The 24,193-nt window shown below is 70.0% G+C and carries 17 protein-coding genes; 11 read left to right on the top strand and 6 right to left on the bottom strand.

What is annotated here, in order from left to right:
- Nucleotides 1–160 precede the first annotated feature (160 nt).
- The 5 genes from ABD481_RS17060 to ABD481_RS17040 all read left to right on the top strand — a co-directional run bounded on the left by ABD481_RS17060 (nt 161) and on the right by ABD481_RS17040 (nt 6,816).
- Complete coding sequence (locus tag ABD481_RS17060) at nt 161–958, top strand: DUF899 family protein (RefSeq protein ID WP_344666650.1); 798 nt, start codon at nt 161–163, stop codon at nt 956–958.
- 409 nt (nt 959–1,367) lie between these two features.
- A complete protein-coding gene (locus ABD481_RS17055; protein WP_344666649.1) occupies nt 1,368–1,637 on the top strand; it encodes a hypothetical protein in 270 nt (89 codons plus the stop codon).
- 560 nt (nt 1,638–2,197) lie between these two features.
- The gene (locus tag ABD481_RS17050; protein WP_344666648.1) at nt 2,198–4,081 is read left to right on the top strand and encodes a YncE family protein; all 1,884 of its coding nucleotides are present in this window, start codon (nt 2,198–2,200) and stop codon (nt 4,079–4,081) included.
- A gap of 15 nt (nt 4,082–4,096) precedes the next feature.
- A complete protein-coding gene (locus tag ABD481_RS17045; RefSeq protein ID WP_344666647.1) occupies nt 4,097–6,166 on the top strand; it encodes an outer membrane protein assembly factor BamB family protein in 2,070 nt (689 codons plus the stop codon).
- 8 nt (nt 6,167–6,174) lie between these two features.
- Nucleotides 6,175–6,816, top strand: coding sequence for a hypothetical protein (locus tag ABD481_RS17040; RefSeq protein ID WP_344666646.1), 642 nt, complete (start codon nt 6,175–6,177; stop codon nt 6,814–6,816).
- Between the two features lie 31 nt (nt 6,817–6,847).
- On the opposite strand, the gene ABD481_RS17035 is transcribed toward ABD481_RS17040, so the two are convergent.
- Nucleotides 6,848–7,048, bottom strand: a complete 201-nt coding sequence (locus ABD481_RS17035; RefSeq protein ID WP_344666645.1) for a hypothetical protein — start codon at nt 7,046–7,048, stop codon at nt 6,848–6,850.
- 205 nt (nt 7,049–7,253) lie between these two features.
- On the opposite strand from ABD481_RS17035, the gene ABD481_RS17030 reads away from it, so the two are divergent.
- From ABD481_RS17030 to ABD481_RS17020, 3 genes are all read left to right on the top strand, one after another.
- The gene (locus tag ABD481_RS17030; RefSeq protein WP_344666644.1) at nt 7,254–9,932 is read left to right on the top strand and encodes a VWA domain-containing protein; all 2,679 of its coding nucleotides are present in this window, start codon (nt 7,254–7,256) and stop codon (nt 9,930–9,932) included.
- A 292-nt stretch (nt 9,933–10,224) separates the two neighbouring features.
- Nucleotides 10,225–11,034 (top strand): DUF5050 domain-containing protein, encoded by an 810-nt coding sequence (locus ABD481_RS17025; protein WP_344666643.1) that lies wholly within the window; start codon nt 10,225–10,227, stop codon nt 11,032–11,034.
- Between the two features lie 698 nt (nt 11,035–11,732).
- Nucleotides 11,733–12,485, top strand: coding sequence for a hypothetical protein (locus ABD481_RS17020; RefSeq protein ID WP_344666642.1), 753 nt, complete (start codon nt 11,733–11,735; stop codon nt 12,483–12,485).
- 22 nt (nt 12,486–12,507) lie between these two features.
- Here the strand turns inward: ABD481_RS17020 and ABD481_RS47405 are convergent, their stop codons facing one another.
- Nucleotides 12,508–13,254: a helix-turn-helix domain-containing protein gene (locus tag ABD481_RS47405; RefSeq protein WP_425559198.1), complete on the bottom strand. Its 747-nt coding sequence runs from the start codon at nt 13,252–13,254 to the stop codon at nt 12,508–12,510.
- Between the two features lie 226 nt (nt 13,255–13,480).
- On the opposite strand from ABD481_RS47405, the gene ABD481_RS17000 reads away from it, so the two are divergent.
- Nucleotides 13,481–14,149, top strand: coding sequence for a DUF4097 family beta strand repeat-containing protein (locus ABD481_RS17000; protein ID WP_344666641.1), 669 nt, complete (start codon nt 13,481–13,483; stop codon nt 14,147–14,149).
- Here the strand turns inward: ABD481_RS17000 and ABD481_RS16995 are convergent.
- Both ABD481_RS16995 and ABD481_RS16990 read right to left on the bottom strand, forming a co-directional pair.
- Complete coding sequence (locus ABD481_RS16995) at nt 14,130–16,124, bottom strand: ABC transporter ATP-binding protein (protein ID WP_344666640.1); 1,995 nt, start codon at nt 16,122–16,124, stop codon at nt 14,130–14,132. The two genes, ABD481_RS17000 and ABD481_RS16995, sit on opposite strands and share 20 nt — an antisense overlap.
- A 178-nt stretch (nt 16,125–16,302) precedes the next feature.
- Nucleotides 16,303–16,596, bottom strand: coding sequence for a hypothetical protein (locus ABD481_RS16990; protein WP_344666639.1), 294 nt, complete (start codon nt 16,594–16,596; stop codon nt 16,303–16,305).
- Between the two features lie 291 nt (nt 16,597–16,887).
- On the opposite strand from ABD481_RS16990, the gene ABD481_RS16985 reads away from it, so the two are divergent.
- Both ABD481_RS16985 and ABD481_RS16980 read left to right on the top strand, forming a co-directional pair.
- The gene (locus ABD481_RS16985; protein ID WP_344666638.1) at nt 16,888–17,436 is read left to right on the top strand and encodes a hypothetical protein; all 549 of its coding nucleotides are present in this window, start codon (nt 16,888–16,890) and stop codon (nt 17,434–17,436) included.
- Between the two features lie 5 nt (nt 17,437–17,441).
- A complete protein-coding gene (locus ABD481_RS16980) occupies nt 17,442–18,089 on the top strand; it encodes a hypothetical protein (RefSeq protein ID WP_344666637.1) in 648 nt (215 codons plus the stop codon).
- A 436-nt stretch (nt 18,090–18,525) separates the two neighbouring features.
- On the opposite strand, the gene ABD481_RS16975 is transcribed toward ABD481_RS16980, so the two are convergent.
- Both ABD481_RS16975 and ABD481_RS16970 read right to left on the bottom strand, forming a co-directional pair.
- Nucleotides 18,526–21,207, bottom strand: coding sequence for an AAA family ATPase (locus tag ABD481_RS16975; protein WP_344666636.1), 2,682 nt, complete (start codon nt 21,205–21,207; stop codon nt 18,526–18,528).
- Nucleotides 21,208–21,320: 113 nt separating this feature from the next.
- Nucleotides 21,321–24,182, bottom strand: coding sequence for an AAA family ATPase (locus ABD481_RS16970; RefSeq protein WP_344666635.1), 2,862 nt, complete (start codon nt 24,180–24,182; stop codon nt 21,321–21,323).
- Between the last annotated feature and the right edge of the window lie 11 nt (nt 24,183–24,193).

Genomic DNA, 24,193 nt, shown 5'->3' with positions numbered 1-24,193 from the left:
GGTTCGGCGGGCGGTCGCCGAGCTTCGGCGGATGGCGGCTGAAGTGCAGGAATAGCGTAGTGTCGGCGCGCCGATGAGTTTCGGCCGCCCGGGTCGTCTGTACGGGAAGACCGGTGTGGCGCTGACGGCTGCCCCGGCGTGGAGACTCTAGGAGACAGCGATGATCAGTACCGAGAGCGCCCAGTCGGCCGAGCAGTTGCCGGGCCGGCCGCCGATCGTGGACCTGGCCGCTTGGCAGGCTGCCCGCGACGAGCTCCTGATCCGGGAGAAGGCCCACACGCGGGAGGGCGACGCCATCGCCGCCGCCCGGCGCCGGCTGCCGATGTTCGAGTTCGACGGCAAGACCGAGGTCGTCGGCCCCGACGGGCCCGTGCCGTTCCTGGACCTGTTCCAGGGTCGAGACGAGCTCCTGGTCTACAAGCACATGTGGCACGACGGCGCGCCGCATCAGGGCCAGTGCGAGGGCTGCACGGTTGCGGCCTGGCATCTGCGCGACGCCACCTACCTGAACGTGCGCGGCGTCTCGTTGGCGATCGTCACCACCGGGACGTGGAGCGAGGTCGCGCCGTTCGTGGAGTTCATGGGCTACACCACGCCCTGGTACTCGGTGCGCGGCCTGGAGGAGCCGGTCGGCGGCGACATGGGGGTGCTGACCAGCTACCTGCGCGACGGCGACCGTGTCTTCCTCACCTACTACACCACCGGACGCGGTACCGAGAACCACTCCGGGACCTTCGCGCTGCTCGACATGACTCCCTACGGCCGCCGCGAGGCCTGGCAGGAGACCCCGGAGGGCTGGCCCGAGGGCAACGGGCCGTGCTGGTACTGGCGCGCCGACGCGGACGGGAACGGCAACGCCGACGGGTCGCTGTGGGACCGCAGCCGGCCGGCGCCGCAGTGGACCCGGCCCGGCGCGACGCCCGAGGAGTCGCTGGGGAGGCACGAGCACTGCCACTGAGCACTGCCGCTGAAGTGCCACTGGACTACCACTGAGCCATCGACCGGCCGCCCTGCCTCCCACGAGTGGGTCTCTTCCCGGGTCTAGTTCATGCAGGGGTATTCCATCAGGTCAGCGGTGTTCAAGTAGTGCAACATCAGCTCCACTTCGTAACAGAATGACCTGGCCCTCCGCAGCTGGTGAGAGGCCTAAGGGCCAGGTCAGGGCTGGTTTACTGAAACCTGCTCGGGGTTGACGATCCGTCACCATGCCCCATTGTGGATCACGATCCGTCGGTGTCCGCGGTCCATTTGCGGCCCCGTTTTTGCGCGCTCTCCTTGGGTCAGGGCTTGGTTGCTCACCCGGGACGGTGTCAATACTTGCGTCGCCGTGCGACAGCACCTCGGTCCGGTTCGTCGATGCGCCTGCCGTGAATGAGACGGTCCGGCACCTGGGCCAGGTGGAGAGGGCTGCATGGCGCAGGTCGTACGGGCGTCGGCCCGGCGTCGTGGCGAACTCGGCCTCGGTGAGTACGTGTTTGCGGATCTTCGACCAGATTTTCGCGTACGTCAAGACGCTACTGATCCAGGACATCCTGGCCGAACCCGAGTGGCAGAACACGCTGACGGACGAAGACCTACGCGGCCCCACCCCTCTGTTCTGGGGACCCACCTCGCACCGTATGGCGAGATACGACTGAACACGGACCGACGCCTCACGTGGAAGCGGCCTGTCAGGCCGCCGCGGGCCTCGACGAAATCGCTGACCATCTCGTCGGCCCCGCTGGGACAGGACACGGCGGTCCGCTGCTCGACGAAATACCGCGTCGGCCCTGGCTGGTGCAGGTCAGGGTGATGGGGTGAGCCGCTCCCTCCGTCCTGATCGATACCTTGTCCTGAAATCGGCGGGGTGGTCGTGGGCGGTGCCGTAAACCCGCCAAGGGGGCATTCCGCCACGTTCCGCGCCTCGACAGCCCTGCGAAGCGCGCACAGACTGGGGCGCCAATGGGGGTCAGGGTTCTGCGATACCTGTGGCGTGCGGGCCCGGCCCCGTCGTAGCACGGCTTCGGGCGGTCGCGTTGGGCGGTCCGACGGGGTCGGTGCGGGATGGAGGCTTCCGATGACGTCTGCTCTGCTCTCCCGTTGGTCGGCCTTGGTCGGGGCCTGCGCATGTGCGCTGGGTCTGGCCGTCGGCGCGGCGCCAGGTGCACGCGCAGCCGTCGCGGCAGCGCCGCCCGCGCGCGCCGCTGTGCTCCCGCCCATGGCCTACGTCACCGGTCACGGCCCCGCCGTCGCCGTCGTCAACACCGCCACCGGGGCGGTCGCGGGGAACATCGAGGTCGCGGAGAACTATGGCATCGGTGACTCGCCGATCGCTGAGGCGGCGGCTCCTGACGGCAGCCAGGTGTACGTCCTGAACCGGGACAGCGGGACGGTGAGCGTGGTCAGGGCCACGACCGGTGCGGTGACCGCGACGATACCGGTCGGCTTCGGGCCGCTGGGGTTCGATGTGGCGCGGGACGGCAAGTCCGCATACGTGCTCACCCCCACCCAGGTCGTGGTGGTCGATCTCGTCTCCGACGCCGTCACCGCCGACATCGCCATCGGTCAGGACACGCACAGCGAGCGCCTCGCGCCGAACGGGTCCAAGCTCTACGTCACGAACACGGCCGCCCAGACCGTGTCGGTCATCGATACCGCCAGCGCTACGATCTCAGGTCGGATGGACCCGGCCTTCGGTCCGGACCGTGTCACGCTCTCCCCCGACGGCACCCGGGCTTATGTCGGCGGCAAAACCAGCGGTGACATCGTGGTGTTCGATACGTCCACCTTCAAGGCGGTGGCGCACATCGCCCTGGGGGCGCCCGCCGGCCAGATCCTCTTCGTCGACGGCGGACGCCGCGCGTATGTGTTGGAGCGGGCTTCGGGCAAGGCCAGTGTCATCGACACGGCGACCGAGACCCAGACGGCCACGATCGACCTCGGCGACAAGCCGGACAACGAGAGCGCGACCACGGGCAACGAGATCTACATATCGTGCGACCGCACGATCGATGTGGTGAACACCTCGACCAACACCGTCGCCGCGACGATCTGGCTCGCGACGTTCGGCGGCACGGTTCGTTTCAACGCGGCCGGGACGCTGGCCTATGTCAACGATCTTCACAGCGGCAAGGTCGATGTCATCGACACCTCGACGCGGAGGGTGAAAACCTCCATCCTGGTCGGTTCGCATCCGCTGCCGGTGGTGTTCGGCAACGGTGGCGCGTACGTTTTCACGGCCAGCCGGGACCACAGCACCCTGAGCATCATCGAGGCCGACGTCGACCTGGTCGTGAACACCGTTTCGAGCATCCTGAACGAGCCCGGGGCGATCGCCGAGGCGCCGAACGGCAAGCTGATGCTGGTCGCCAGCAGTGTCGGCAACGTCATGCGCAGGGTCAACCCGGCCACCATGAAAGTCTTCGGCCCGGTCATCTCGCTGCCGGACACCGCGCGGGCCATCACGTTCTCCCCCGACAGCCGCTACGCCTATGTCGCGACGGCCGGCGGCATGCTGGTCATGATGGACACCGCCACCGGCACGGGGGGCAGGATCATGATCGGCGGTAGCCTGTCCGGTATCGCCGAGGCCCCGGACAGCAGCAAGCTCTACCTGGTCGACTCCGGCTATCTGGTGGTCCTGGACCCGGCCAAGTCCACCGTCAAGACCAAGATCCCCTTGCTGGACGGCGGGGCCGGGTCGGTCGCGGTCAGTCCGAACGGTGCCGAGGTGGTCGTCACCGACGATTCGGGGTCGGTGTCGGTGATCGACGCGGCCACCGAATCGCTGGTCGCCACCGTGTTCACTTCCGAGGGCGCGCATGCTGTCGTGTTCGCTCCGGATAGCCGAACCGCTTATGTGGCGGCCGGCTCCGTTCTCGCTGTCGACACCGCCTCGCACAACATCGCCATGCGCATCGCCGACAGCGCCGACGCCGCGGGCCTGGCGATGACACCGGACGGGACCAAGCTGTTCGTCGACAACGCCGGCGCCGATTCGGTTTCGGTCCTGGACCCCGCGACCGGCACTGTCACCGCCACGATCCCGGTCGGTTCCCCCGGCGACCACATGGGTCCCGTCGGCATCGTCATCGGACGCTGAAGGAGGAGCCGGCCGATGTTTCGCATCAAGCAGTCTCATCTTCGAACACTCGCAGTCCTCGCGGTCAGCGCCGCCGTGATCGCGAGCCCCCTGACCGCGCACGCCGCAGCCCGACCGGGTCCGGCAGGTCCAGTAGGCCGGGCTGGTCCGGCTAACGCCGCCGCGCATCAGACGGTGTATGTCTCCAACGCTTCCGCCGGAACCGTCTCGGCGATCGATCCCGCCACCGGCACGGTCACCGCGACCACCACGACCACGAATCCGCGCGGCATCCCGATCAACGCACACATCTCCCGGTTGTCGCCGGATGGCAGGAAGGTCTACGTGCTCGGGGACTCGCTCGCCGAGTACGACATCGCGACCGGCGCCGTGGCCTGGGCCACGGCCATGCCGGCCCGCACCGAGACGGAGCAACTCCTGCTGTCCCCCGACGGCGCCATGGCCTATGTCTCCAACGACGACCATCTGCTGACCGTCGACCTCAGCACTCACAAGATCGTCAGAGCGATCAAGAACGTGTCCTCCGCCGCCTCGACGGCCCTGTCGCCCGACGGCGCCACGCTCTACACCGTCACCACCGCCGGGCAGTTCCTGACCATCGATGCTGCCACCGGCAAGGTCAGCGCGAGCCTGGCCGTCAGCGGTTACAGCAGCTACCTCGCGCTGGCCCCGGACGGTGGCCGCGCCTACATCTCCGGGGGCACAGGGGCCCGCACGGTCACCGTGGTGAATACGGCGACGGACACGGTCGTCGCCACGATCCCGGTTTCCTTCTCGCCGGGTGTGATGGCGGTGACGGCTGACGGTCGCCACGTGTACATCACCAGTCCCTACGCCTCCTCGATCGGGGTGCTGGACACTGTCACCGACACCGTCGCGATGATCGCCGTGGCGTGGGAGCCGCAGCAGGTAGTCCTTTCCGCCGATGGGACGCAGGCGTTCGTGACCTGCGCGGACTCCGTGGCGGTGATCAGTACCGCCAGGGGGTCCGTCACGGCCGAGATCGGTATCTCCGGCGATGCCTATACCCATCCGGCTCCGGTCTCGCTGTCCCCGAACGGTGCGCTGGCGTATCTGCCGAACACCACGTCCAACACCGTGTCGGTCATCGACACGGTGTCGCACACCGTGACCGCGACCGTCACTGTCGGGACACGCCCCAGCTCGGTCACGTTCGGCCCGTCCGGTGCGGTGGCTTTCGTCACCAACACCTCCGACGGGACCTTGACGGTCGTCGACACCGCGTCCGCGAAGGCCACCGCGACAATCGCGGACGCGGTGGACGGGCCGACCATCGTCGCGGTGACCCCGGACGGCAGGAAGCTCTACGTCGGCGGTACCGCGAGCAGCAGCATCCGGGTCATCGACACCGCGACCCACAAGATCATCGGCGCTCCCGTCGAGGTGGGGGGATATCCGACGTCGATCGTGTTCACCCCCGATGGCGCGTCGGCCCTGGTCACCACGAAATATCAGGGCAGGCTCTCGATCGTCGACACCGCTACCGGGAAGGTCACCGCGACCCTCCCTGTGGACCTGCCCCAGTCGGTGGTGGTTTCCCCGGACGGCAAGACCGCCTATGTGTTCGACTTCTGGAGGCGGGTGTTGGTGGTCGACCTCAGCACTGACACCCCGGCGGGCAGCATCGCGCTGAACCCCGCCGTCTCGGGTACATCAGGGCTCGCGATCTCGCCCGACGGTGCCAGGCTCTACGTGACGTCAGGCAAGACCGGCAGTGTCGAGGTCGTCGACACCGCCGCCAGGACCGTCATCAAGGCGCTGCACATCGGCGGCGCACCGAACGCGGTCGTGTTCAATGCGTCCGGGACGCTGGTCTATGTCACGGACGCGACGCGGAACGTCGTGTTCGTCATCGATACCGCAACCATCGCCCCGGTGGTGGCCGTCGCTGTGGGCCTGAGTCCCGGCGGCCTGGTCGTCACCCCCGACGGCACGTCGGTCTTCGTCGCGAACCGCGGCTCGAACACGGTTTCGGTGATCACGACCGCCGTGTCGGCCACCACCTCGACGGTCAGCGTCGGTACCGGGACGCTGGGCGGCGGAATGGAAGGTATCGGGATCTAGTTCTCGGTTTGCCCGGCTTGCTCGGGACTGCCGAACGGCAGTCCCGAGCAAGCCCCCTTCCATTGGTGGCAACGCACGAAATGATCGCGGCGACTTCGCTGGGCGGCTTCGAGCGTTCAGTGACCATTCCCCAGGCTGAAGTCCCGCTTCTCCAGCTGACGTCGAGGTGGGGGTGGTCGTCGATTGCTTGTGCGGCTGATCATGCCCAGACTGTCATCATGATCGTCGAGCTGCTGGGTGGACTGATCGGCGGCGGGTTCGTCGGTGTCCGTGAACGCCGGAAGCGCCGTGCTCGGGTCGCCGGGCTGGAGCAGGGCGAGGTCGTCAAGGTGCCCTGCGGTCTGTGGCATCCGGCGATCACCCGCGGGCAGTGGGGTCATGGCGAGGCGACGATCAACTCCGGGCTGCCGACCTGGGCTTACTCGGGCATCGACAGGCAGTATCGGCTCGCGGGCGGCGCGCTGACCCTTGGTGGGGTGCGCGAACCCACCGGCCGCGAAGCCTGGTCGTCGGTGAATCCTGAGCTTCGCATCGCGAGCATCGACGTCGGCGGTTCGGGCGGCTTCCAGCTGGCGGTGCATCCGGAGGAGCTGCGGTTCGTCCTGGGCGCGCTGGGGATCTCGGATGCGGCTGGTGGGACCGCCGGTTGACCGGCGGTCCTGGGGGTCGGCGACCCCGGACTCAGGTGATCGCGGGCATGTCAGACTTGGCGGTCGGATTCGTCGGGCGCTGGGCGGCGCGCACTGCGATCTGTCGGACGGTCGGGTCGGCAATCCCAGCGGCGTGCAGCTTCACGTAGGCGTCGGTCGTGAGCGGCACGCTCGAACGCTTGTCCACAGCTTCATCCACAGCTGCGTCCACAAAATCGAACGAGTTATCCACACCTTTTAGGCGCTCGGCGGCGATGCCGAGCGCGCAGCGGGACCGGGTGTGACACTCCCGCTTTCGGAGCAATGGGCGGTTTGCCCCGATATGTCGGCCAAGGATGTGACGGTGCCGGGACATCACCAGGAGTCCGGTTTCCCTAGGAGTCGCCTTGTCCCGTCGAGATCGTTCTGTTCGCCGATGGTCCGCCTGCGCTGCGGTTATGACCGCTGTCGTCAGTGCGGGCCTGTATCTGGACGCGCCGCGGTCGACCGCTGCGCCGTCGCCGACCAATACCACTCTCACCGTTTCCAAGGGTGGTGACCGTATCGGGCCGCAGACGGTCTCGGGGCTCGGCAATGCGACGTTCGACTTCTACGCCGGTGTCGCCGGGGCGCCTCCGGCGTCCGGGGCCATCCCGCTGACCAGTTGCACGACGACGGCGCCGGCTGGGACCTGCAGTGTGGACGTTCCCGGTCGTGCCGGGACTGATCAGGGTTACTGGATCGTCGAGCGGACGGCTCCGCCCGGGTTCACCGCGCCGCCGCAGCTTGCCACCGGCGGTGCCGTCACCACGCCGACGGACTACAACAGCCTGTTCACCGGGCCGGTGTCGAACAACGTCGCGTACTCCTTCCCGCAGGCCGGGACCGGTAACGCCAACCCGACCGCGCGGGGCAGCGTCTGGGCGGATGTTCGCAACAATCCCGTGTTGCCGGATCACTGCGGGCTGAACATCGCATTGCTCATCGACGTGTCGGGGTCGATCGGGCCGTCCCTGCCGGATGTGAAGGCCGCGGCGGACGGCTTCGTCGACGCGCTGACCGGTACGCCGTCGCACATCTCGCTCTACTCGTTCGCGGCCCAGGGGACCACCCTGCTGGGCCCGACTGCCGTGTCCACCGCCGCGAACGCCGACACTGTGCGGGCCAAGATCGACGCGCTTACTGCCGGCGGCGGCACCAACTGGGACGCTGGGTTGTTCCAGATCGCCGCTGCGAGCAGCACTTATGACGCGGTCATCATGCTCACCGACGGCGAGCCGACCTACTACGGTCCGAACGCTGCCGGGCCGGGCGACTTCACCCGGTTCCGTGAGGTCGAGAACGGGATCTTCTCCGCCAATGCGCTCAAGGCGCTGGGTACGAAGGTTGTCGCCGTCGGCGTCGGGGCCGGCATCAGTGGGACCCCGATCAACCTCCAGGCCATCTCGGGTCCGGTGGTGGGGACCGACTACGTGCAGACCGGTTACCCGGCGCTGGGCGCGGTGTTCCGCTCGATCGCGCTGAAGTCCTGCTCCGGCACCGTCAACGTGGTGAAGAAGGTCATCCAGCCCAACGGGACGCCGGACACGGCGCTGCCCGCCGGCGGCTGGACCTTCTCCACGGCGACCCCCAACGTCACGCCGCCCAGCAGCCAGACCGCGGGCGACTCCGGCGCCGTCAGCTTCCAGGCCGACCTGAGCGGGAGCACCACGCTCCCGGTCACCGTGACCGAGACGCAGCAGCCCGGCTTCACGCTGGAGCAGGTCGCCGGCGCCAACGCCACCTGCACCTCCGACGGCTCGCCGGTGACCGCCACCAACAGCGGGACGGACGGGTTCACCGTCGACGCGCTGGCCAACGCCATCGTGACGTGCACCGTGTACAACCGGGCGCCGATCCCGTCCGCCAGCGTCCGGGTGGTCAAGAACTGGACGATCAACGGCACGGACTACGCCGACCCGGCACAGCCCACGGCCTTCGAGTCGGCGCTCAGCCTGACCGGTCAGACGGCCCCGACCTGGGGTCAGCTGTTCAGCGGCTACTCCGAGGGCGACTCGGTGACGGTCGGGGAGCAGGTCGATCTCACCCTCCTGCCGCCGGGCTGCACGGACGCGGCCAGCGGCGACCTCGGCGCGCACACGCTGGTCGCCGGGCTCAACGTCTTCCGCGTGGCCAACGTCGTGACCTGCACGACGGGGCTGAAGCTGTTCAAGCAGGTCATCAACCCCTACGGGCCGCCCACCGCCTCGCCCGACACCTGGACGCTGTCCGCGCTCCCGGTGGGGTCCGCGACCCCGGTCGTCACCGGCACCACCGGGATCTCCGGGATCATCGCTCCGCAGGTGACCTACGCGCTCGCGGAGACCTCGGTTCCCGGGTACGCGCAGGAGCAGTCGGCGTTCTCGAACCCTGTCAGCGGTTCGACGGGATCCTGGCACTGTGCGCTGCGCACGCGGAGCGGGACACTCGGCCCCGAGTTCGACGGCCTTAACGGCGGCGTGACCGTCGAGCTGGGGCGGAATGCGGAGTGCACGGCGAAGAACACCGCGCAGCCGGCGAAGCTGACGCTGAAGAAGAGTGTTGATAACTCTAACGGCGGCACGGCGGTCCCCACCGACTGGGTTCTCAGCGCCACGCCGTCGATCGTCGACGAGCAGACTCCGGTTGTTTCCGGACACAGCGGCGAGGTGGCGGTCACCGGCGCGACTGCCGTGCCGCGGATCGCTTACCAGCTCGCTGAGAGCGACGGTCCGTCGACGGGGTACCACCAGTTGGGCGGGCCTGCCTGTGTGCTGACCGGGACGACGACCGCGGTTTCGACGCCGAACGGCGTTCTGACTCCGGATCTCGGTCAAGACATCACTTGTATGTTCACAAACGTCGATCAGGCCATGCCGCCGGTTACCACGCCGTCCACCAGCCCGCCGCCGACCACCACGCCGCCGACTGTTCCGCCGACGAGCGTCCCGCCGACCACTGTGCCTACGAAGCCGGCACCGAAGCCCACGGCGCCGCATCCGCTGGCGATGACTGGTGTCCACTTGGTGGAGTACGGGTTCGGAATGGTCCTGGCCTTGGGTGCTGGTGTCGTCCTGGTGACGGTGGCGGGTCGGACTCGGCGCGGTCGGCACTCCTGATTGGGCGGTTGATCGCGTGATCGCGTGATTGCGCCTCGGTGTAGGCAGACGTTCCGCGTCTGCCTACACCAGCCCATGTGTTCTGCGGGTCCGTAGCCGGTGTGACAGGGTCGGGGGCGCGTTGTTCGAACGGGTTTCGCTCGCCTGGATGGCCGATGCGGCATGCAGCTGCGCAGGGCCGTACCTAGCGTCGTGTTGTGTTGTCGTGAAGGCGGAACTCCGCTTTGTCCTAGCCTCCCCATATATCTGTAGGGAGACCGCGGCAGCGCTCTCGTAAAGTTAGGAGAGTTCCATGGGTGGCAGCGTGGTGTATTTCGAAGGCACTGACAACCAGTTGTGGGCCATCAACGCTGACGGCAGCGATCAGCACAACCTCGGCAATAACACGACGGCCTCGATGCCCTTCGCGGACGACGGGGTCGTCTACTTCCGAGGGACGGACGATCAGTTGTGGGCCATCAACGCTGATGGCACCGATCAGCGCAACTTGGGAGGCAACTCGACGGCTTCGACGCCGTTCGCGCACGATGGTGTCGTCTATTTCCAGGGCACTGACAACCAGTTGTGGGCCATCAACGCCAACGGCTCCGGGCAGCACAACCTCGGTGGCAACTCGACGGCTTCGACGCCGTTCGCGCACAATGGTGTCGTCTATTTCCAGGGCACTGACAACCAGCTGTGGGCCATCAACGCCGACGGTAGCAATCAGCACAACCTTGGCAACAACACGACGGCCTCGATGCCCTTCGCGGCCGATGGCGTCGTCTACTTCCGAGGGACGGACGATCAGTTGTGGGCCATCAACGCCGATGGCACCGATCAGCGCAACTTGGGAGGCAACTCGACGGCTTCGACGCCGTTCGCGCACGATGGTGTCGTCTATTTCCAGGGCACCGATAACCAGTTGTGGGCCATCGACGCCAACGGCACCGACCAGCACAACCTCGGCGGCAACACTACCAAGTCCGCGCCGTTCGCGGCTGACGGCGTCGTCTATTTCCAGGGCATGGACGACAAGCTGTGGGCCATCAACGCTGACGGCTCTGGACAGCGGAACCTCGGTGGCAACACGACTCTGGCGACGCCTTTCGCGACGGCCTGATTCGTTGTCTGATTCATCACCTGGAAACTCTTGATCGCGCAGTGCGCCTACTGCGCACGGCGACAGGCCGGGCCGTATCCCTCGCGGTACGGGCCGGCTCTGTTGGGTGCCGAATGACGGGGAGGGCACGCTCGGCGTCTGTAAGGACCGATGCCGTGAGCTGGGCTGCCGCCCACGCTGCACACGGTAGCCGGGTGCGGGTTCGGCATGGCCGGTTCCGGCCCTCTTCGTAAGTTTGGTCGAATCATGTGGAGGGTCAGCTGTACCGTTCGTTCCGCAACTGCCGCATCTGTAGGGAGCGAGGCAGGGTTTTGGGATACGTGCGGGTGTTCTTGCTGGTAGTGGCGTTGGGATTGGCTGCGGGGTGTTCTTCGGCCGGGGCGCCTGCGGTGGTGGCGGGTGGTTCTGGGTCGTCGGTGGCGGCTAGTCCTGTTGTTGGGGCGCCGACTTCTACTGCGGCTCAGGTTGCTGCGCGTTCGGCTGCGAGTATTTCGGCGTCGGGGGCCAGTTCGGCCAAGGGCTCGGTTTCGGCTACGTCGGGTTCCGCTTCCGCTTCTGCCTCCTCTGCTTCTGCGTCTGCCAAGTCGACGTCGGCCAGTGCTGCGCCGTCCACTTCGGTGGCGGGGACGGCGCGGCCGGCGGGGTGCAATACGTCGGTGAGTTGTGGGTTTCCCAGTGCTGCGACGGCTGGGGCTCGGTTGAAGACGCTGACGCCTAAGCATGGTGATCAGGAGGTCACTACGGACAACGCGGTGATCAGTGGGTGGGATCTGACTGGTTCGCTCGATGTCTACGCCAACAACGTCACCATCATCGACAGCCGCATCACGTCGAAGAACTGGTGGGCCATCAACCTGCGGAAGGGGTACACGAACCTGCGGGTGCTGCACACGACGTTGATCGGTACCTCTACCGGGGGGATCGACAACGGTGGTGCTGACTACGGTGTCTCGAACAACAGTGATGGTTCGTTCGAGGTGGGGTGGTGTGACATCTCGCAGTTCGGGGCGGCTGTCTCCACCGGGCATGGCAATGTGCATGACAACTTCGCGCACAATCAGGCGATGTTCATCAACCTCGGCCATGAGTGGGTGCACACCGACTCGATCATCTCCAGTGGGGATGACACCGGGGGGTTGGTGATCCGTCACAATACCCTGATCAACGAGGATCCGATCGACAAGGGTGCGTCGGCGTCGGTGGGGTTGTTCGCGGACGACGGTCCGGTGGCGAACACGACGGTGGACGACAACTGGTTGGCCGGCGGTTCGTATGCGTTCTACGGCGGTGATGCTGGTGCTCACAACATCAAGGTCACCAACAACGTCTTCTCCACCGAGGTGCATCCGAACGGCGGCTACTACGGGTTCGTCGCCAAGTGGAACGCGTCCGGGGCGGGCAATGTCTGGTCGGGCAATAAGACCTCTGATGGTCACGTGGTGACGCCGTAGGGCGTTTTGCTGGCTGAATGGGTCAGGACTCGTCGGGCGTCTCGGGCGCGTCCGCGGTCTCAGGCTTCGTATACAGCACCTCGCGGGCCTGTTCGGCGGCCCGGGTGATGCTCTCGGAGACGAAGTCGACGAAGCGGGCGATGTTCTCCAGGCGGGCGGCGGCGGGGGTGCCGCGGCCCAGGACGCTGACGCCGGAGCGGGCGATGTCGCCCAGCTGGGCCGTGGAGCGGGCGCTGGCCATCATCGACTGGTACCAGACGTCGTCGTCGACGATGTAGCGCTCGCGGCGGCGCTCGTCGCGCTCGCGGCGGACCAGGCCCTGGCTTTCGAGGAAGCTGATGGCCTTGGAGATGGAGGCCGGGCTGACGTGCAGCCGGGTGGCCAGCTCGGAGGCGGTGAGGCTGGCCGCGTCGGTCAGGTAGAAGCTGGTCAGGACGCGGGCCATCATCTTGGACAGGCCGGAAGCCATCAGGACGGTGGTGAAGGTCTCCTCGTACTCGCGCAGCGCCTCGGCGTCGCGGCCCTCGGCCTGGGCGGGCGTGTCGGTGCTCGCGGCGGCGGCCGGCTTGCGGCGGTGGGCGCGGCGCTCGGTGGCGCGGTGGGCCAGGTCGGCGCGGTAGGCGGTGGGGCCGCCGTTGCGCATCACCTCGCGGGTGATGGTCGAGGTGGGCCGGTCCAGGCGGCGCGCGATCTCCGCGTAGGCGAGGTCGTCGGCCAGCCCCAGGGCGATCTGCTGGCGTTCCTGCTGGGTGAGCCTGCCTCCCGGCATCGCGGTCTCCTTCGTGGCGGTGGAGGTCCAGCATAGCGTTCGCCTTCAATCCATTGCAACGTGATGAGGTGCGTGTTGCGTTAACCGTCGGGCTCAATGCAACGAATTTTGGGCGCTGAGCTGCCAGTTTAATGAAACTGTGCAACGAAGTAGTTGCCGAAACTATAAATGCAACGTAGCGTTCGTGGTGTCGGAAACAACGAGTCACAGCCCGAGGAGCAGAACGATGCAGACCTTCCAGACCGCCGCCGCCATCACCGCCGTCGTCGAGATCCCGGCCGGCGCCGTCCGGTTCGTCGCCGGTGCCGGCACGCAGGCCTCCGTCGAGGTCCGGCCGGCCGACGCGGCCAAGAACCGCGACGTGAAGCTGGCGGAACAGATCCACGTCGAGTTCGTGGACGGCGTGCTCCGGGTCGGCGCCGAACCGGCCAAGCACAAGCTGATCGGGCACAACGGCTCGGTGGACGTCACCGTCACGCTGCCGGCCGGGTCGAAGGTGCGGGCCAGGACCTCCGCCGGTGCGATCCGCGGCGTCGGGCGGTTCGGCGAGGTCGGCGCGGAGGCGGCGCAGGGTCCGATCCGGTTCGACGAGACCGCCGAAGCGCGCCTGAGTGTGCTGGACGGCGCGATCACGGTCGGCCGGTTGGGCGGGGCGGCGGAGCTGAGCACTCGGCGCGGCGACATCACCGTCGACGAGGCGGTCGCCGGTACCGTCACCCTGACCACGCAGGTCGGGAACGTGACCGTCGGCGCCGCCGCCGAGTCCTCCGCGACCCTGGACGCCGGCACCGCCCTGGGCCGCGTCACGAACGCCCTGAAGAACACCGGCTCCGGGGCTCAGCTCGCCATCCGCGCCACCACCGCTCAGGGCGATATCAGCGCTCGTACTCGCTGAGCGTGACCGAGTTCGGCTCACCGAGCACGTACTGGCTGGCCTGCAACCGGTAGAGCCGCGCGAAGGCGCCGTCCGCGGCCATCAGCTCCTCGAACGTCCCCTGTTCGGCGACCCGGCCGTTGTCCAGGCTATAGATGTAGTCCGCCTGCCGGACCGAGCCCAGCCGGTGCGTGATCATGACCACCGTCTTGTCGGCCAGCAGGCGCCGGACGGTCTCGAAGGTGTCGATCTCGGCCTTCGGGTCCAGCGCTGCGGTCGGCTCGTCGAGGATCACCAGCGTGCCGTCGCGGAAGTGGCCGGAGCGGGCCAGGGCGATCTTCTGCCACTGGCCGCCGGACGGCTTGACGCCCTTGTCGTAGTCCTTGCACAACAGGGTGTTGAGTCCCTCCGGCAGGTCGTGGACGAAGTCCGCCCCGGCGTCGCGCACCGCCGCGTCGATGGCCTCGGCGTCCTCGAACCGGGTGTGGCGGCCGATGCCGATATTCGCGGAGGCGGAGAACGGCCAGCAGAAGAAGCCTTGCGACAGCAGGGCGATGTGCTGGAACACGGCGCGGCGGTCCAGGGTGTGCAGCGGCGCTCCGTCCCAGGAGACGGTGCCGTCGTCCGGGAGGTAGAGCCCGGCGAGGATCTTGGCCAGGGTGGTCTTCCCGGAGCCGTTGTGGCCGACCAGGGCGATGGTCTGGCCGGCGCGGATGGTCAGGTTGATGTCCGACAGCGCGGGGGACGCGGCCTCGGGGTAGGTGAACGTGACGTCGCGGACCTCGATCACCTCCGGGGCCCGGTCGACCTTCGCACCGCCCGGCGGGATGGCCAGGGCCTGCGCCTTCGTGCACGCGGCCTCCCAGTCGCCGATGTAGAGCCCGAGCTCATACAGGGCATTGATACTGCGGACCAGGCTTGCCAGCTGAGCGGTACCCGTGCGCAGCGCGTACGCGGCCGCGCCGGCCGAGGACAGCGCGATCGTTCCGTCGTCGACCAGGACGAACAGCAGGCAGTAGGCGGCGGCCGTGGCCAGGCCGGTGGCGGCGCCCGCCGTGAGCGAGGAGCGGATGCGGACCCGGGCCAGGCGGTCCTGTTCGGTGGCGAGGGAGTCGGACAGGCGCCGATAGTGGCGCAGCAGGAAGCCGCCGGTGTCGTGGACGCGGATCTCCTCGGCGGTGTCGGCGTTGGTGAGCAGGAACGCCAGCTGGAACAGCTGCCGGTTCGGCGTCAGCATCGACAGCCGGGAGCGGTACATCTGCTGGCTGGCCTTCACCGCCGCGATACCGCCGGGCAGCACGATCAGCGGCAGCAGCACGATCAGCGCCGGGTGCAGCACCGCCAGCACGCCGGCCACCGCGATCAGCGCCATCAGGCCGGAGGCCAGGTCGACCAGGCGGCTGATGGCCATCTCGATCCAGGAGGCGCCGAACTGGGCGGTGTCGATCAGGTCTTTGAGGTCGCCCTGCTGGTAGGCCAGCAGCTCGACGTCGTTCGTGCACTGGTACAGCCGGTCCTGTGCCAGGCGCCGCACCTTCGGCTCCAGCCGGATCGCCAGCCCGGTGGAGGCCGCCGAGCAGCAGCGGTTGGCGGCCGCCGCGACGGCGGCGAGCAGGACCGACGGGATCGCGGCGTGCAGCCGGGCCGTGGTGGCGCCGCCGGCCAGCAGCGAGCGCAGCACGCCGTTGACGGCCAGCAGGCCGAAGGCGGTGAACGCGCCGGTCGCCAGCTCGGCGGCGAGCATGATGGCCGCCGCGCGCCGGTCGGCGGCCCAGGCCAGGCGCAGGCAGGTGGCGATCAGGCGGGGCAGGCGCGCGGCGACGGTGCGGAAGGTGGAGGTGCCCATCGCGCGGTCGTGGCGGGACCACGAGGTGTTGTAGTGGCCGGCGTGGCCGAACAGCGGGTCGGGGGCGGAGGGGGCGGTCGGTTCCGGCTCCGGTGCGGGTTCCGGTGCGGGTTCCGGTGCCGTGGCGGCTGCGGCGGCGGGGCTGGGCATCGCGACTCCCGGTGGGACGAGGACGGACGCTGGCAGCCGGACTCTACTGGCGCGGGCTGACACAGAGTACTGAATTAATGACATTCCGTGCTCTGGTGAGGGTGTGCTGGCTCGCCGTGCTTCGATTCGTCACCGGGCGACGCTGCTGTGCGTCACGGCACTGTTTTTCGTCACGGCGTCATCGGCGTTCCAGCACCTGGAGCAGCTCGCGCGCATGGTCCAGGGCGGCCTCCGTCAGGGCGCTGGCCGAGGCCCGGACGACGCCGGGTTCGGGCTCGTTCAGCAGGACGTGCAGGCAGGCGGCCTTGTTTATCAGGGCGCAGGCCAGGTGGGCGGCGCGGTTGCGCAGGACGATGGTCTGCCGCGGGGTGCCCTGCCAGGTCCGGGCCCGGTAGGCGCGCTGCCGGCAGGCCGCCGAGCAGTACAGGCGGGGCCGCCCGGTGCCGGTGTCGCCGGTCGGGGTTCCGCACATCGAACACTCCACGGCCGGTCCTCGCCTTTCGTCACGGAATTGGCAGAACGCGTTATCAATATTCGTTCGGATGCCCATAAAGGTGTTGTCCAACCGGCGCCCGCCGAGGCTTTACCACCTTCGAGTGATCCACTCCTTGGAGGTTCGATCATGCGATTAACGGAGAATCTCCTCGGGTATCAGCGGGATGCGGACAAAAACCGCGATTGTCAATAAGCCGGGAAAATGAAGGGGTGGGGTGGTGCCATGATTTTGTGCGTCTGCCGGGACGACCTGAGGGGCACCTGGGAGGTGGGGAGACAGTCGTTCCAGGCGCACCCCGACGTCTTCCGCCACGTGCACCTGGTCTTCGCCTCCGAGATCCCGATGCTCGGCGCCACCGAAGACCTCCACGTCCTCGCGCACGGCGCCACCGACGGCGACGACGGCGAGCCGCTCCTCGGCGACGCCCACGACGCCCTGTACCTGAACGCCTCCACGTTCTGGACGAACGTCGGACCGATCTTCCCGCCCGGCTACCGCGCCGGCGTCTACATCTCGGCCTGCGAAAGCGCGGACCCGGGGCCGGGCACGGACTTCGGGTTCGCGACGGCGCTCGCCGCCCGGCTGCGGGCGGAACGCGGCGGCGAGTGCCGCGTGTACGGCCACAAGGGCAGCGTCGGCGGCACCGTCCCGCTCCCCGACGACGATTTGTGGATCGAGGCCGAGAAAGCCGGATCCGCCCGCTTCGGATTCGCAAGAAATGCAAGAGTCGGCAATGGCGGCGCACGCCCGAGAAGCGCAAAAAGATTCGGCGCGACCCGCTTTTTGAGAATCAATTTCGTGCACGAGAGGAAGTAATTGCCATGGGTGACCAGTACCAGCTCACGCTGAAGAACGAGTCCGACCAGCCGGGCCTGACCTTCGCCGTCTACACCGTGATCGACATGGTCACGGCCAACGCCGAGACCTTCCCGCTCGCCTGGCAGACCAAGCGGCTCAACAAGGGCAACAAGGTCACGTTCTCCTGGACGCTCGACTACTCCTTCATGTTCTCCACCCAGGGCGCCCAGGCCGGCGCGGTCTGGACCGAGAACGGCTCGATCGACGTCAAGGACAGCAGCAAGCGCCACAACAGCGTCCTGCTCGACTACGACGGCGACTACCTGTTCAAGTACAACGCCGGCGCCCACGCGGTGAAGAACGGCTACGTCTACCTGGACACCACCGCCCAGGTGCCGAAGTACACCCCGGAAGCCGGCCCGTCCGTCGCCCTGGCCATCGCCGTCGGCGACAACGGCACCCCGAGCCCGGCCGTCGCCGGCAACAGCGGCATCAACCTGGGCCACCAGTTCGACCTGCACCCGACCTACTACATCCAGGCCGGCCAGATCGAGCAGGGCCAGATGGCCGACCTGACCACCACCACCGCTCTGCAGAAGGTGGTGTTCGACCCGGGGGTGTACGAGGCGTACTGGACGCTCACCGAGGAGAACACCTGGGTCAGCAGCTGAGCTGCCGACTCGCGGAGCCGGCGCCCGCGGGATCCTGCGAGCGCCGTTCATAAAGCCGCCCCCGGCGTGCGCCGACCCTCTCCAGGGCGCGTGCCGGGGGCGGCGCCTTGTGCGGCGCTTTGTGAGGCACCTTGTGCGGCACGGAGAGTTCGTCAGGGTTCGGATTCTCCACCGGGACCCACGGCCGGTCGGAGGGAACCGACCGCAGGGGAGGGCCGCGGGCCCCGGGGCGCCGGGAGAGTGGCGCGTCTCCAACGGTAGGCGGCGGGCTGGTCGCGGTTCTTGAGTCAGGTGACTGCGATCAGGTGCGGGGACGGCTGTGGGGAGGAGGTTCCAGGCGGCGCTGCGCTGTTTCCGTTCCGAGCTCAGTGGTTCTGCTCGCGATCTCGTTGCTCGCCGGGCGGCTGGCTCGTCGCTGATCACCTTCCGGGCAGCCTCACCGGCGCTCCAGATACAGCGCCACGACCTCCGCCGGCAGGCTCACCCGCCGCGCCAGTGTCTCCGGCGACAGGTCGGCGCGATGCAGAGATCTGATAGCCAGCGCCTGATCCTCCACCGACGCCCGCGTCGCGTCCCCCGCCGACGGCCACACCACCGCGAGCCCGGCCTCCGCCGCCACGGCCCGGGCGCGGTCCGCCCACGGCAGCGCCCCCATGCGGTCCAGTTCGGCCCTGGCCTTGGCGACGTGGGCTTCGGCCTCGCCGACCCGGCCCTGGCGGATCAGCCACGTCCCGAATGCCAGGTCCGTCATCGCTCGCACGGATCGCCAGGCGCTCGCCGAATCGTCGGCCAGCGCGGCCCGGAACAGCTTCTCGGCGTCGCTGTCCGCCGCCAGCACTGCGCGCGCGTAGCCCAGGTGTGCGTGCAGGATCGGCGCGTCCACTGTTGTCGCCACCAGCTCCAGACCGGTCAGCACCTCCCGGGCGTCCTCCGTGTGCCCGGCCCGGACCGCCGTGTCCGCCAGGTACATCAGGGCTCCGAATCGCTCGCGCCGGTGGAAAGCAGGGTCCTCCGGGTCGAACGCTCGGCGCAGCGCCATATAGGCGTCGCGGTCGCGGCCGCAGGACGACCACGCGAGTCCGCGCGCCAACTGGACGCACGAGAGCAGGTCGTTGAGCCCGCGCCTTCCGGCCTCCAGCTCGGCCTCCGCCGCCATCCGTAGCGCTATCGGCGCGCGCCCGGCCAACGCCGCCAGGATCGAGTCGCACGCCAGGGTCCCGGTGCGCCACACCGGCTGCCCGGTCTGCCGCGCCAGCTGCTCGCCCTCCTGCGCGCAGTCGCCTGCCCGCTCCAGGTCGCCGAGGTCCAGGCGGGCCATGACCTGCATGCTCAACACCTGCGACACCAGCGCGAGCCGGCCGTCGGCGCGCAGCAGTTCCGCCGCGGCTTCCAGGAGTTGCACCGCTTTGACCTCGTCGCCGACGGCGTGGGCGGCCATGCCGAGCATCCGCAGTGTGTCGGCGTCGCCGGCTCCGTCGCGGCACAGTTCGTCCAAGCGCTGCCGGACGGTGCGGCACTCGTCCACCGGTTCGGCGACGGCCAGGGTGGCGACGTGTCGCGGATCGCGCGCGGTCCAGGGCGCCAGCCGTTCGACCGTGGCCACGACCCGTTCCCTTGCTTGTGGCCCGGTGTCCGCCCACCAGCACCGGAGGGCCGCGCCGAGCAGCAGGTTCAGGGCGATTCCGGGTTCCCCGGCGGCGGCGGACCGCTCGGCGATGGCGCAGAGCTCGAACACCCGGGGCGCGTCGCCGGCCACGCCGTCGTCGAAGATCTCCCGCAGCCACTCGCCGCGGGCCCGGTCCAGTTCGCCCAGATCGGTGTGGAACGCCTCGGTGACCAGCTCGTCGACCAGATCGGCGCGGCCCAGCGCGAAGGCGTGCTCGGCGGCGTCGAGCAGGCGGCGCCCGCGGGTCCGGGACGACGAGGTGAGCTGGGCGCCGCGCTCCAGGTCGGCGATGGCCGACAGCAGTGCGCCGCGGCCGGCCGCGACCGCCGCGATCTCCTCCAGCGCGTCGGCGATGTCGTCGTCGGGGCCGACCACCGCCTGCGCCAGGTGCCGGATCCGGCGGTAGGGCTGGTCGGGCAGGACGCCGGCCAGCGCGGTGTGCGCCGCGTGGACCCGGGCGGCGCCGGCGGCCTGGATCACGCCGGAGCGGATCAGCGGGTGCCCGAACTCCAGCCGGTCCTCGCGGACCGTCACCAGGTTCGCGTCCTGGGCCGGGGCCAGGTCTTCCGGTCCGACCGGGCCGCCGTGCAGGACGTGCGCGGCGCGCAGCACCTCGTCGAGGTCGTCGACGGTGTCCAGGGCGGCGACCAGCAGGATGTCCGCGGTGGCCGGCGGCAGCCCGGCGGCCCGCCCGGCGAACGCCTTCTCCAGCCGGGCCGACAGCGGCAGCGGCCGGAGGCCGGAGGCCGGGCGCGGGTCCTGGTCCAGGAACCGCGGCAGCTCCTGAAGCGCCAGCGGGTTGCCGGACGCCTCGGCCAGTACGCGCTCCCGCTGGCCGGCGCTGAGCTGCGGCGCGTCGGCGCGCAGCAGGTCGACGGCGTCGGTCCGGCCGAGGCCGTCCAGCGACAGCTCGGGGAAGCCGGCGCTCTGGAACGGTCCGCGGTGCCCGGTCCGCATCGCCGCCACCACCGCGATCGCGGCGCCGTCGGCCCGGTGCCCCAGGAACGTCAGCGCCTCCTGGGTCTGCGGGTCCAGCCACTGCACGTCGTCGGCCAGCACCGCCAGCGGCTGTTCGGCGGCGGCCGCGGCCAGCAGCTCGAACGCGGCCTGGGCCACCTGGAACGGATCCGGCGGCGGCGCCTCGTCCAGGCCGAACGCCGCCAGCAGCGCGTCGCGCCGGGCCGCCGGCAGCCGCTGGGCCCGGGACAGCAACGGCGCCAGCAGCTGGTGCAGGCCGGCGAACGGATAGCCGGCCTCGGGCTCCACCCCGACCGCGCACAGCACCTGGCGGCCGCGGGCCCGGGCCTGGCTGTCGGCGACCGCCAGCAGCGCCGACTTGCCGATGCCGGGCTCGCCCAGGATCAGCAGCACCGCGCCGCCGCCGTCCGCCGCCAGCACGCCGGTCAGCAGATCGGTCTCGCGCTGCCGCCCGACCAGGAGCCGTGGACTCATCGAGGTCTCTTCCCCTTCCGGTGCCGCCCCTCGGCGGTGTCGTCGCCGACGACCTTAAGGCGCACCGGACGGGACGGCTTGAGTCATGCGACTTCGGAGCGTTGTGCGGTCGGTCAGGTGAAGGAGGCTTCTGATATCTCGGCCCCGGCCCCGGCCGCCGCACCGACCGCCATCCCGGCCCCGGCCGTCACCCCGGCCGCCATCCCGACCCCGGCCCCGACCGCCACCCGGTCCGGGATCGTCACCAGCCCCAGCCGCGCCGCGATCTGGCCGCGCGAGGTGATGCCCAGCTTCGGGAAGATCCGGTACAGGTGCGACCCGATCGTCCGCGGCGACAGGAACAGCTGCTGCCCGATCTCCCGGTTCGACATCCCCTGCGCCGCCAGCCGCGCGATCTCCAGCTCCTGCGCGCTCAGCAGCTCCGCCGGCTCCCCGGCCTCGCCCACGTGCTCGCCGCACCGGCCCAGCTCGGCCCGGGCCTGCTCGGCCCAGGCCTCGGCGCCCAGCAGGTCCAGCGCGGTCAGCGCCGACCGCAGCGGCCCGCGGGCCTCGGCCACCCGGTGCCGGCGCCGCAGCCAGCCGCCGTGGGCCAGCTCGATCCGGGCCCGCACCAGCGGCCAGCGGGTCAGGTCCCGGCCCAGGGCGCTGAGGTAGGCGACCTCGGCGTCGGCGTCGTCGGCCAGCACCGCCTCGGCGTAGAGCAGCTGGACGTGCAGCAGCGGCGCGTCGGTCTCGGCTGCCGCCGCCCGCAGCCCGGCCAGCATCCGGCGCCCGGCGTCCGGCCGGCCCGCGCCGACCGCCGCCTCGGCCAGGAACATCACGCCGTCGAAGGATTCCCGCTCGTGGTACGCCGGATCCGCCGGGTCGTACATCCGCCGCAGGTCGGCGAACGCGCCCTCGGCGTCGCCGGCGCCGAGCCGGGCGATGCCCCGCGCCAGCTGCGCGCAGCACAGCAGGTTGCTCAGACCGCTGTGCCGGACGTCGTCCTCCACCTGCGCGGCCAGCTCCAGCGCCTCGGCGGCCCGGCCGCGCAGCGCCCGGCCGATCGCGTCGAGCACGGCCGAGCCGGAGGTCCAGATCGGCTGGCCGGTCTCGGCCGCCACCCGGCGCCCCTCCTCCACCGCGCGCGCCGCCTGCTCCCAGCCGCCCAGCAGCAGCCGGTCGATCACCTGCATGGTCAGCACGTGCGAGAGCAGGCCCAGCCGGCCCTGTTCGCGCAGCAGCTGCTCGCAGCGGCCGAACAGCTCCACCGCGCGCGGCAGGTCGCCGACGGCGTGCGCGGCCTGGCCGAGCAGCCGCAGGGTGTCGGGGTCCACGTCGTGGCTGATCCGGACGGCGGCCAGCATCTCCCGCACCCGGGTGCCCCAGCGCACCGGCTCGGCGGTGGCGATGGCCGCGATCGCGCGCGGGTCCGGCCGGGCGCCGGGCAGGGCGGCGGCGCTCTCGGCGACCAGCGCCCGCGCGGCCGGGCCCGGATCGGCCCACCAGCACCGCAGCGACGCCGCCAGCAGCAGGTTCAGCGCCAGGTCCCGGTCGCCGCGGGAGTGCGCCAGCTCGGCCAGGCCGCAGAGCTCGAAGACCCGCTCGGCGTCGCCGGGCACGCCGTCGTCGAAGATCTCCGACAGCCAGGAGATCCGGGCCCGGTCCAGGTCGGACAGCTCGGTGTGGCCGGCCCGGCGCAGCAGGTCGGCCACCAGGCCGCCGTGCCCGAGGCCGAAGGCGTGTTCGGCGGCCAGCAGCAGCCAGCGGCCGCGGGCCGCGGAGTCGGTGGTGAGCTCGGCGGCCCGCTCCAGGGTCCGGATCGCCGAGAGCACCGAGCCCCGGCGCAGCGACTCGGTGTGGCCGGCGGCCAGCTCCTCGGCGATCGCGTCGTCGAACCCGACGATGGACTGCGCCCGGTGCCACACCCGGCGCAGCGGCTCCTCGGCCAGGCAGTCGGCCAGCGCCGCGTGCGCGGCGAGCACCCGGGCCACCGGTTCGGCCCGGATCACCGCCGAGCGGACCAGCGGGTGCCGGAACCGCAGGCGCAGCCCGTCGAAGGCGACCAGCTGCGCGGCCACCGCGTCGTCGACGACCTCGACGCCGACCGGGGCGCCGGCCAGGGTGCCGGCCGCGGCCAGGATCTCCGGCAGCGCGTCCTCCGGATCGACCGCGGCGGCCAGCAGCGCCGCCCGGGTGCCGGCCGACAGCTTGTCCAGCCGTCCGGCGAACGCCTGCTCCAGCCGGTCGTTCAGGGGCTGGGCCAGCGGCGAGGCGCCGTGCCCGGCCCCGGCCGCGTGCCGCCGCGCGACCGGCAGCTCGACCAGGGCCAGCGGGTTGCCGGCGGCCTCGCGCAGCACCACGTCGCGGTCGGCCGGGCCCAGATCGGCCGCGGCCCGCTCCAGCAGCGCCCGCGCCGCCCGGTCGTCCAGCGGCGAGAGGTCGGCCTGCGGCAGCCCGGCGCGCAGGATCGCGCTCGGATGCCCTTCCCGGACCGTGGCCAGCAGCGCCAGCCGGGCCCCGGACAGCCGCCGGGCCACGAACGCCAGCGTGTCCTGCGACGGCTCGTCCAGCCAGTGCGTGTCGTCCACGCACAGCAGCACCGGCCGCTCGGCGGCGGCGTCGGTCAGCAGGTTCAGCGCGCCCAGCGCGATCAGGAACGGCTCCGGCGCCGGGCCGTCGGCCTCGCCGAACGCCGCGGCCAGGGCCCGCCGCTGCGGCGCCGGCCGGCGCGGCACCAGGTGCAGCAGCGGCAGCAGCAGCTGGTGCAGCCCGGCGAACGGCAGCCGCACCTCGGACTCGACGCCGTGGGTGGCCAGCACGGTGTGGCCGGCCCGCGCGGCCCGGTCGGCGCCGGCGGCCAGCAGTACCGACTTGCCGATTCCGGCCGGGCCGTTGACGATCAGCGCGCTCTCGTCGCCGGTGCGCGCCACCAGCTGCCCGATCCGGATCAGCTCTTTGTCACGCCCGAGCAGATCAGTGAGGAGATCAGTCATGTCCGGTTCCA

Origin of the sequence: Catenulispora yoronensis (genome assembly GCF_039531695.1) — a bacterium.
Classification (GTDB): domain Bacteria; phylum Actinomycetota; class Actinomycetes; order Streptomycetales; family Catenulisporaceae; genus Catenulispora; species Catenulispora yoronensis.
This window is presented reverse-complemented; position numbering and strand designations above follow the sequence as displayed.

Bases quoted from the DNA above. Each gene is read 5' to 3' on its own strand.
- ABD481_RS17060 (WP_344666650.1), top strand. From the start codon at position 161: ATGATCAGTACCGAGAGCGCCCAGTCGGCCGAGCAGTTGCCGGGCCGG.
- ABD481_RS17050 (WP_344666648.1), top strand. From the start codon at position 2,198: ATGGCCTACGTCACCGGTCACGGCCCCGCCGTCGCCGTCGTCAACACC.
- ABD481_RS17045 (WP_344666647.1), top strand. From the start codon at position 4,097: ATGTTTCGCATCAAGCAGTCTCATCTTCGAACACTCGCAGTCCTCGCG.
- ABD481_RS17030 (WP_344666644.1), top strand. From the start codon at position 7,254: ATGACCGCTGTCGTCAGTGCGGGCCTGTATCTGGACGCGCCGCGGTCG.
- ABD481_RS17025 (WP_344666643.1), top strand. From the start codon at position 10,225: ATGGGTGGCAGCGTGGTGTATTTCGAAGGCACTGACAACCAGTTGTGG.
- ABD481_RS47405 (WP_425559198.1), bottom strand. From the start codon at position 13,254: ATGCCGGGAGGCAGGCTCACCCAGCAGGAACGCCAGCAGATCGCCCTG.
- ABD481_RS17000 (WP_344666641.1), top strand. From the start codon at position 13,481: ATGCAGACCTTCCAGACCGCCGCCGCCATCACCGCCGTCGTCGAGATC.
- ABD481_RS16995 (WP_344666640.1), bottom strand. From the start codon at position 16,124: ATGCCCAGCCCCGCCGCCGCAGCCGCCACGGCACCGGAACCCGCACCG.
- ABD481_RS16990 (WP_344666639.1), bottom strand. From the start codon at position 16,596: ATGTGCGGAACCCCGACCGGCGACACCGGCACCGGGCGGCCCCGCCTG.
- ABD481_RS16980 (WP_344666637.1), top strand. From the start codon at position 17,442: ATGGGTGACCAGTACCAGCTCACGCTGAAGAACGAGTCCGACCAGCCG.
- ABD481_RS16975 (WP_344666636.1), bottom strand. From the start codon at position 21,207: ATGAGTCCACGGCTCCTGGTCGGGCGGCAGCGCGAGACCGATCTGCTG.
- ABD481_RS16970 (WP_344666635.1), bottom strand. From the start codon at position 24,182: ATGACTGATCTCCTCACTGATCTGCTCGGGCGTGACAAAGAGCTGATC.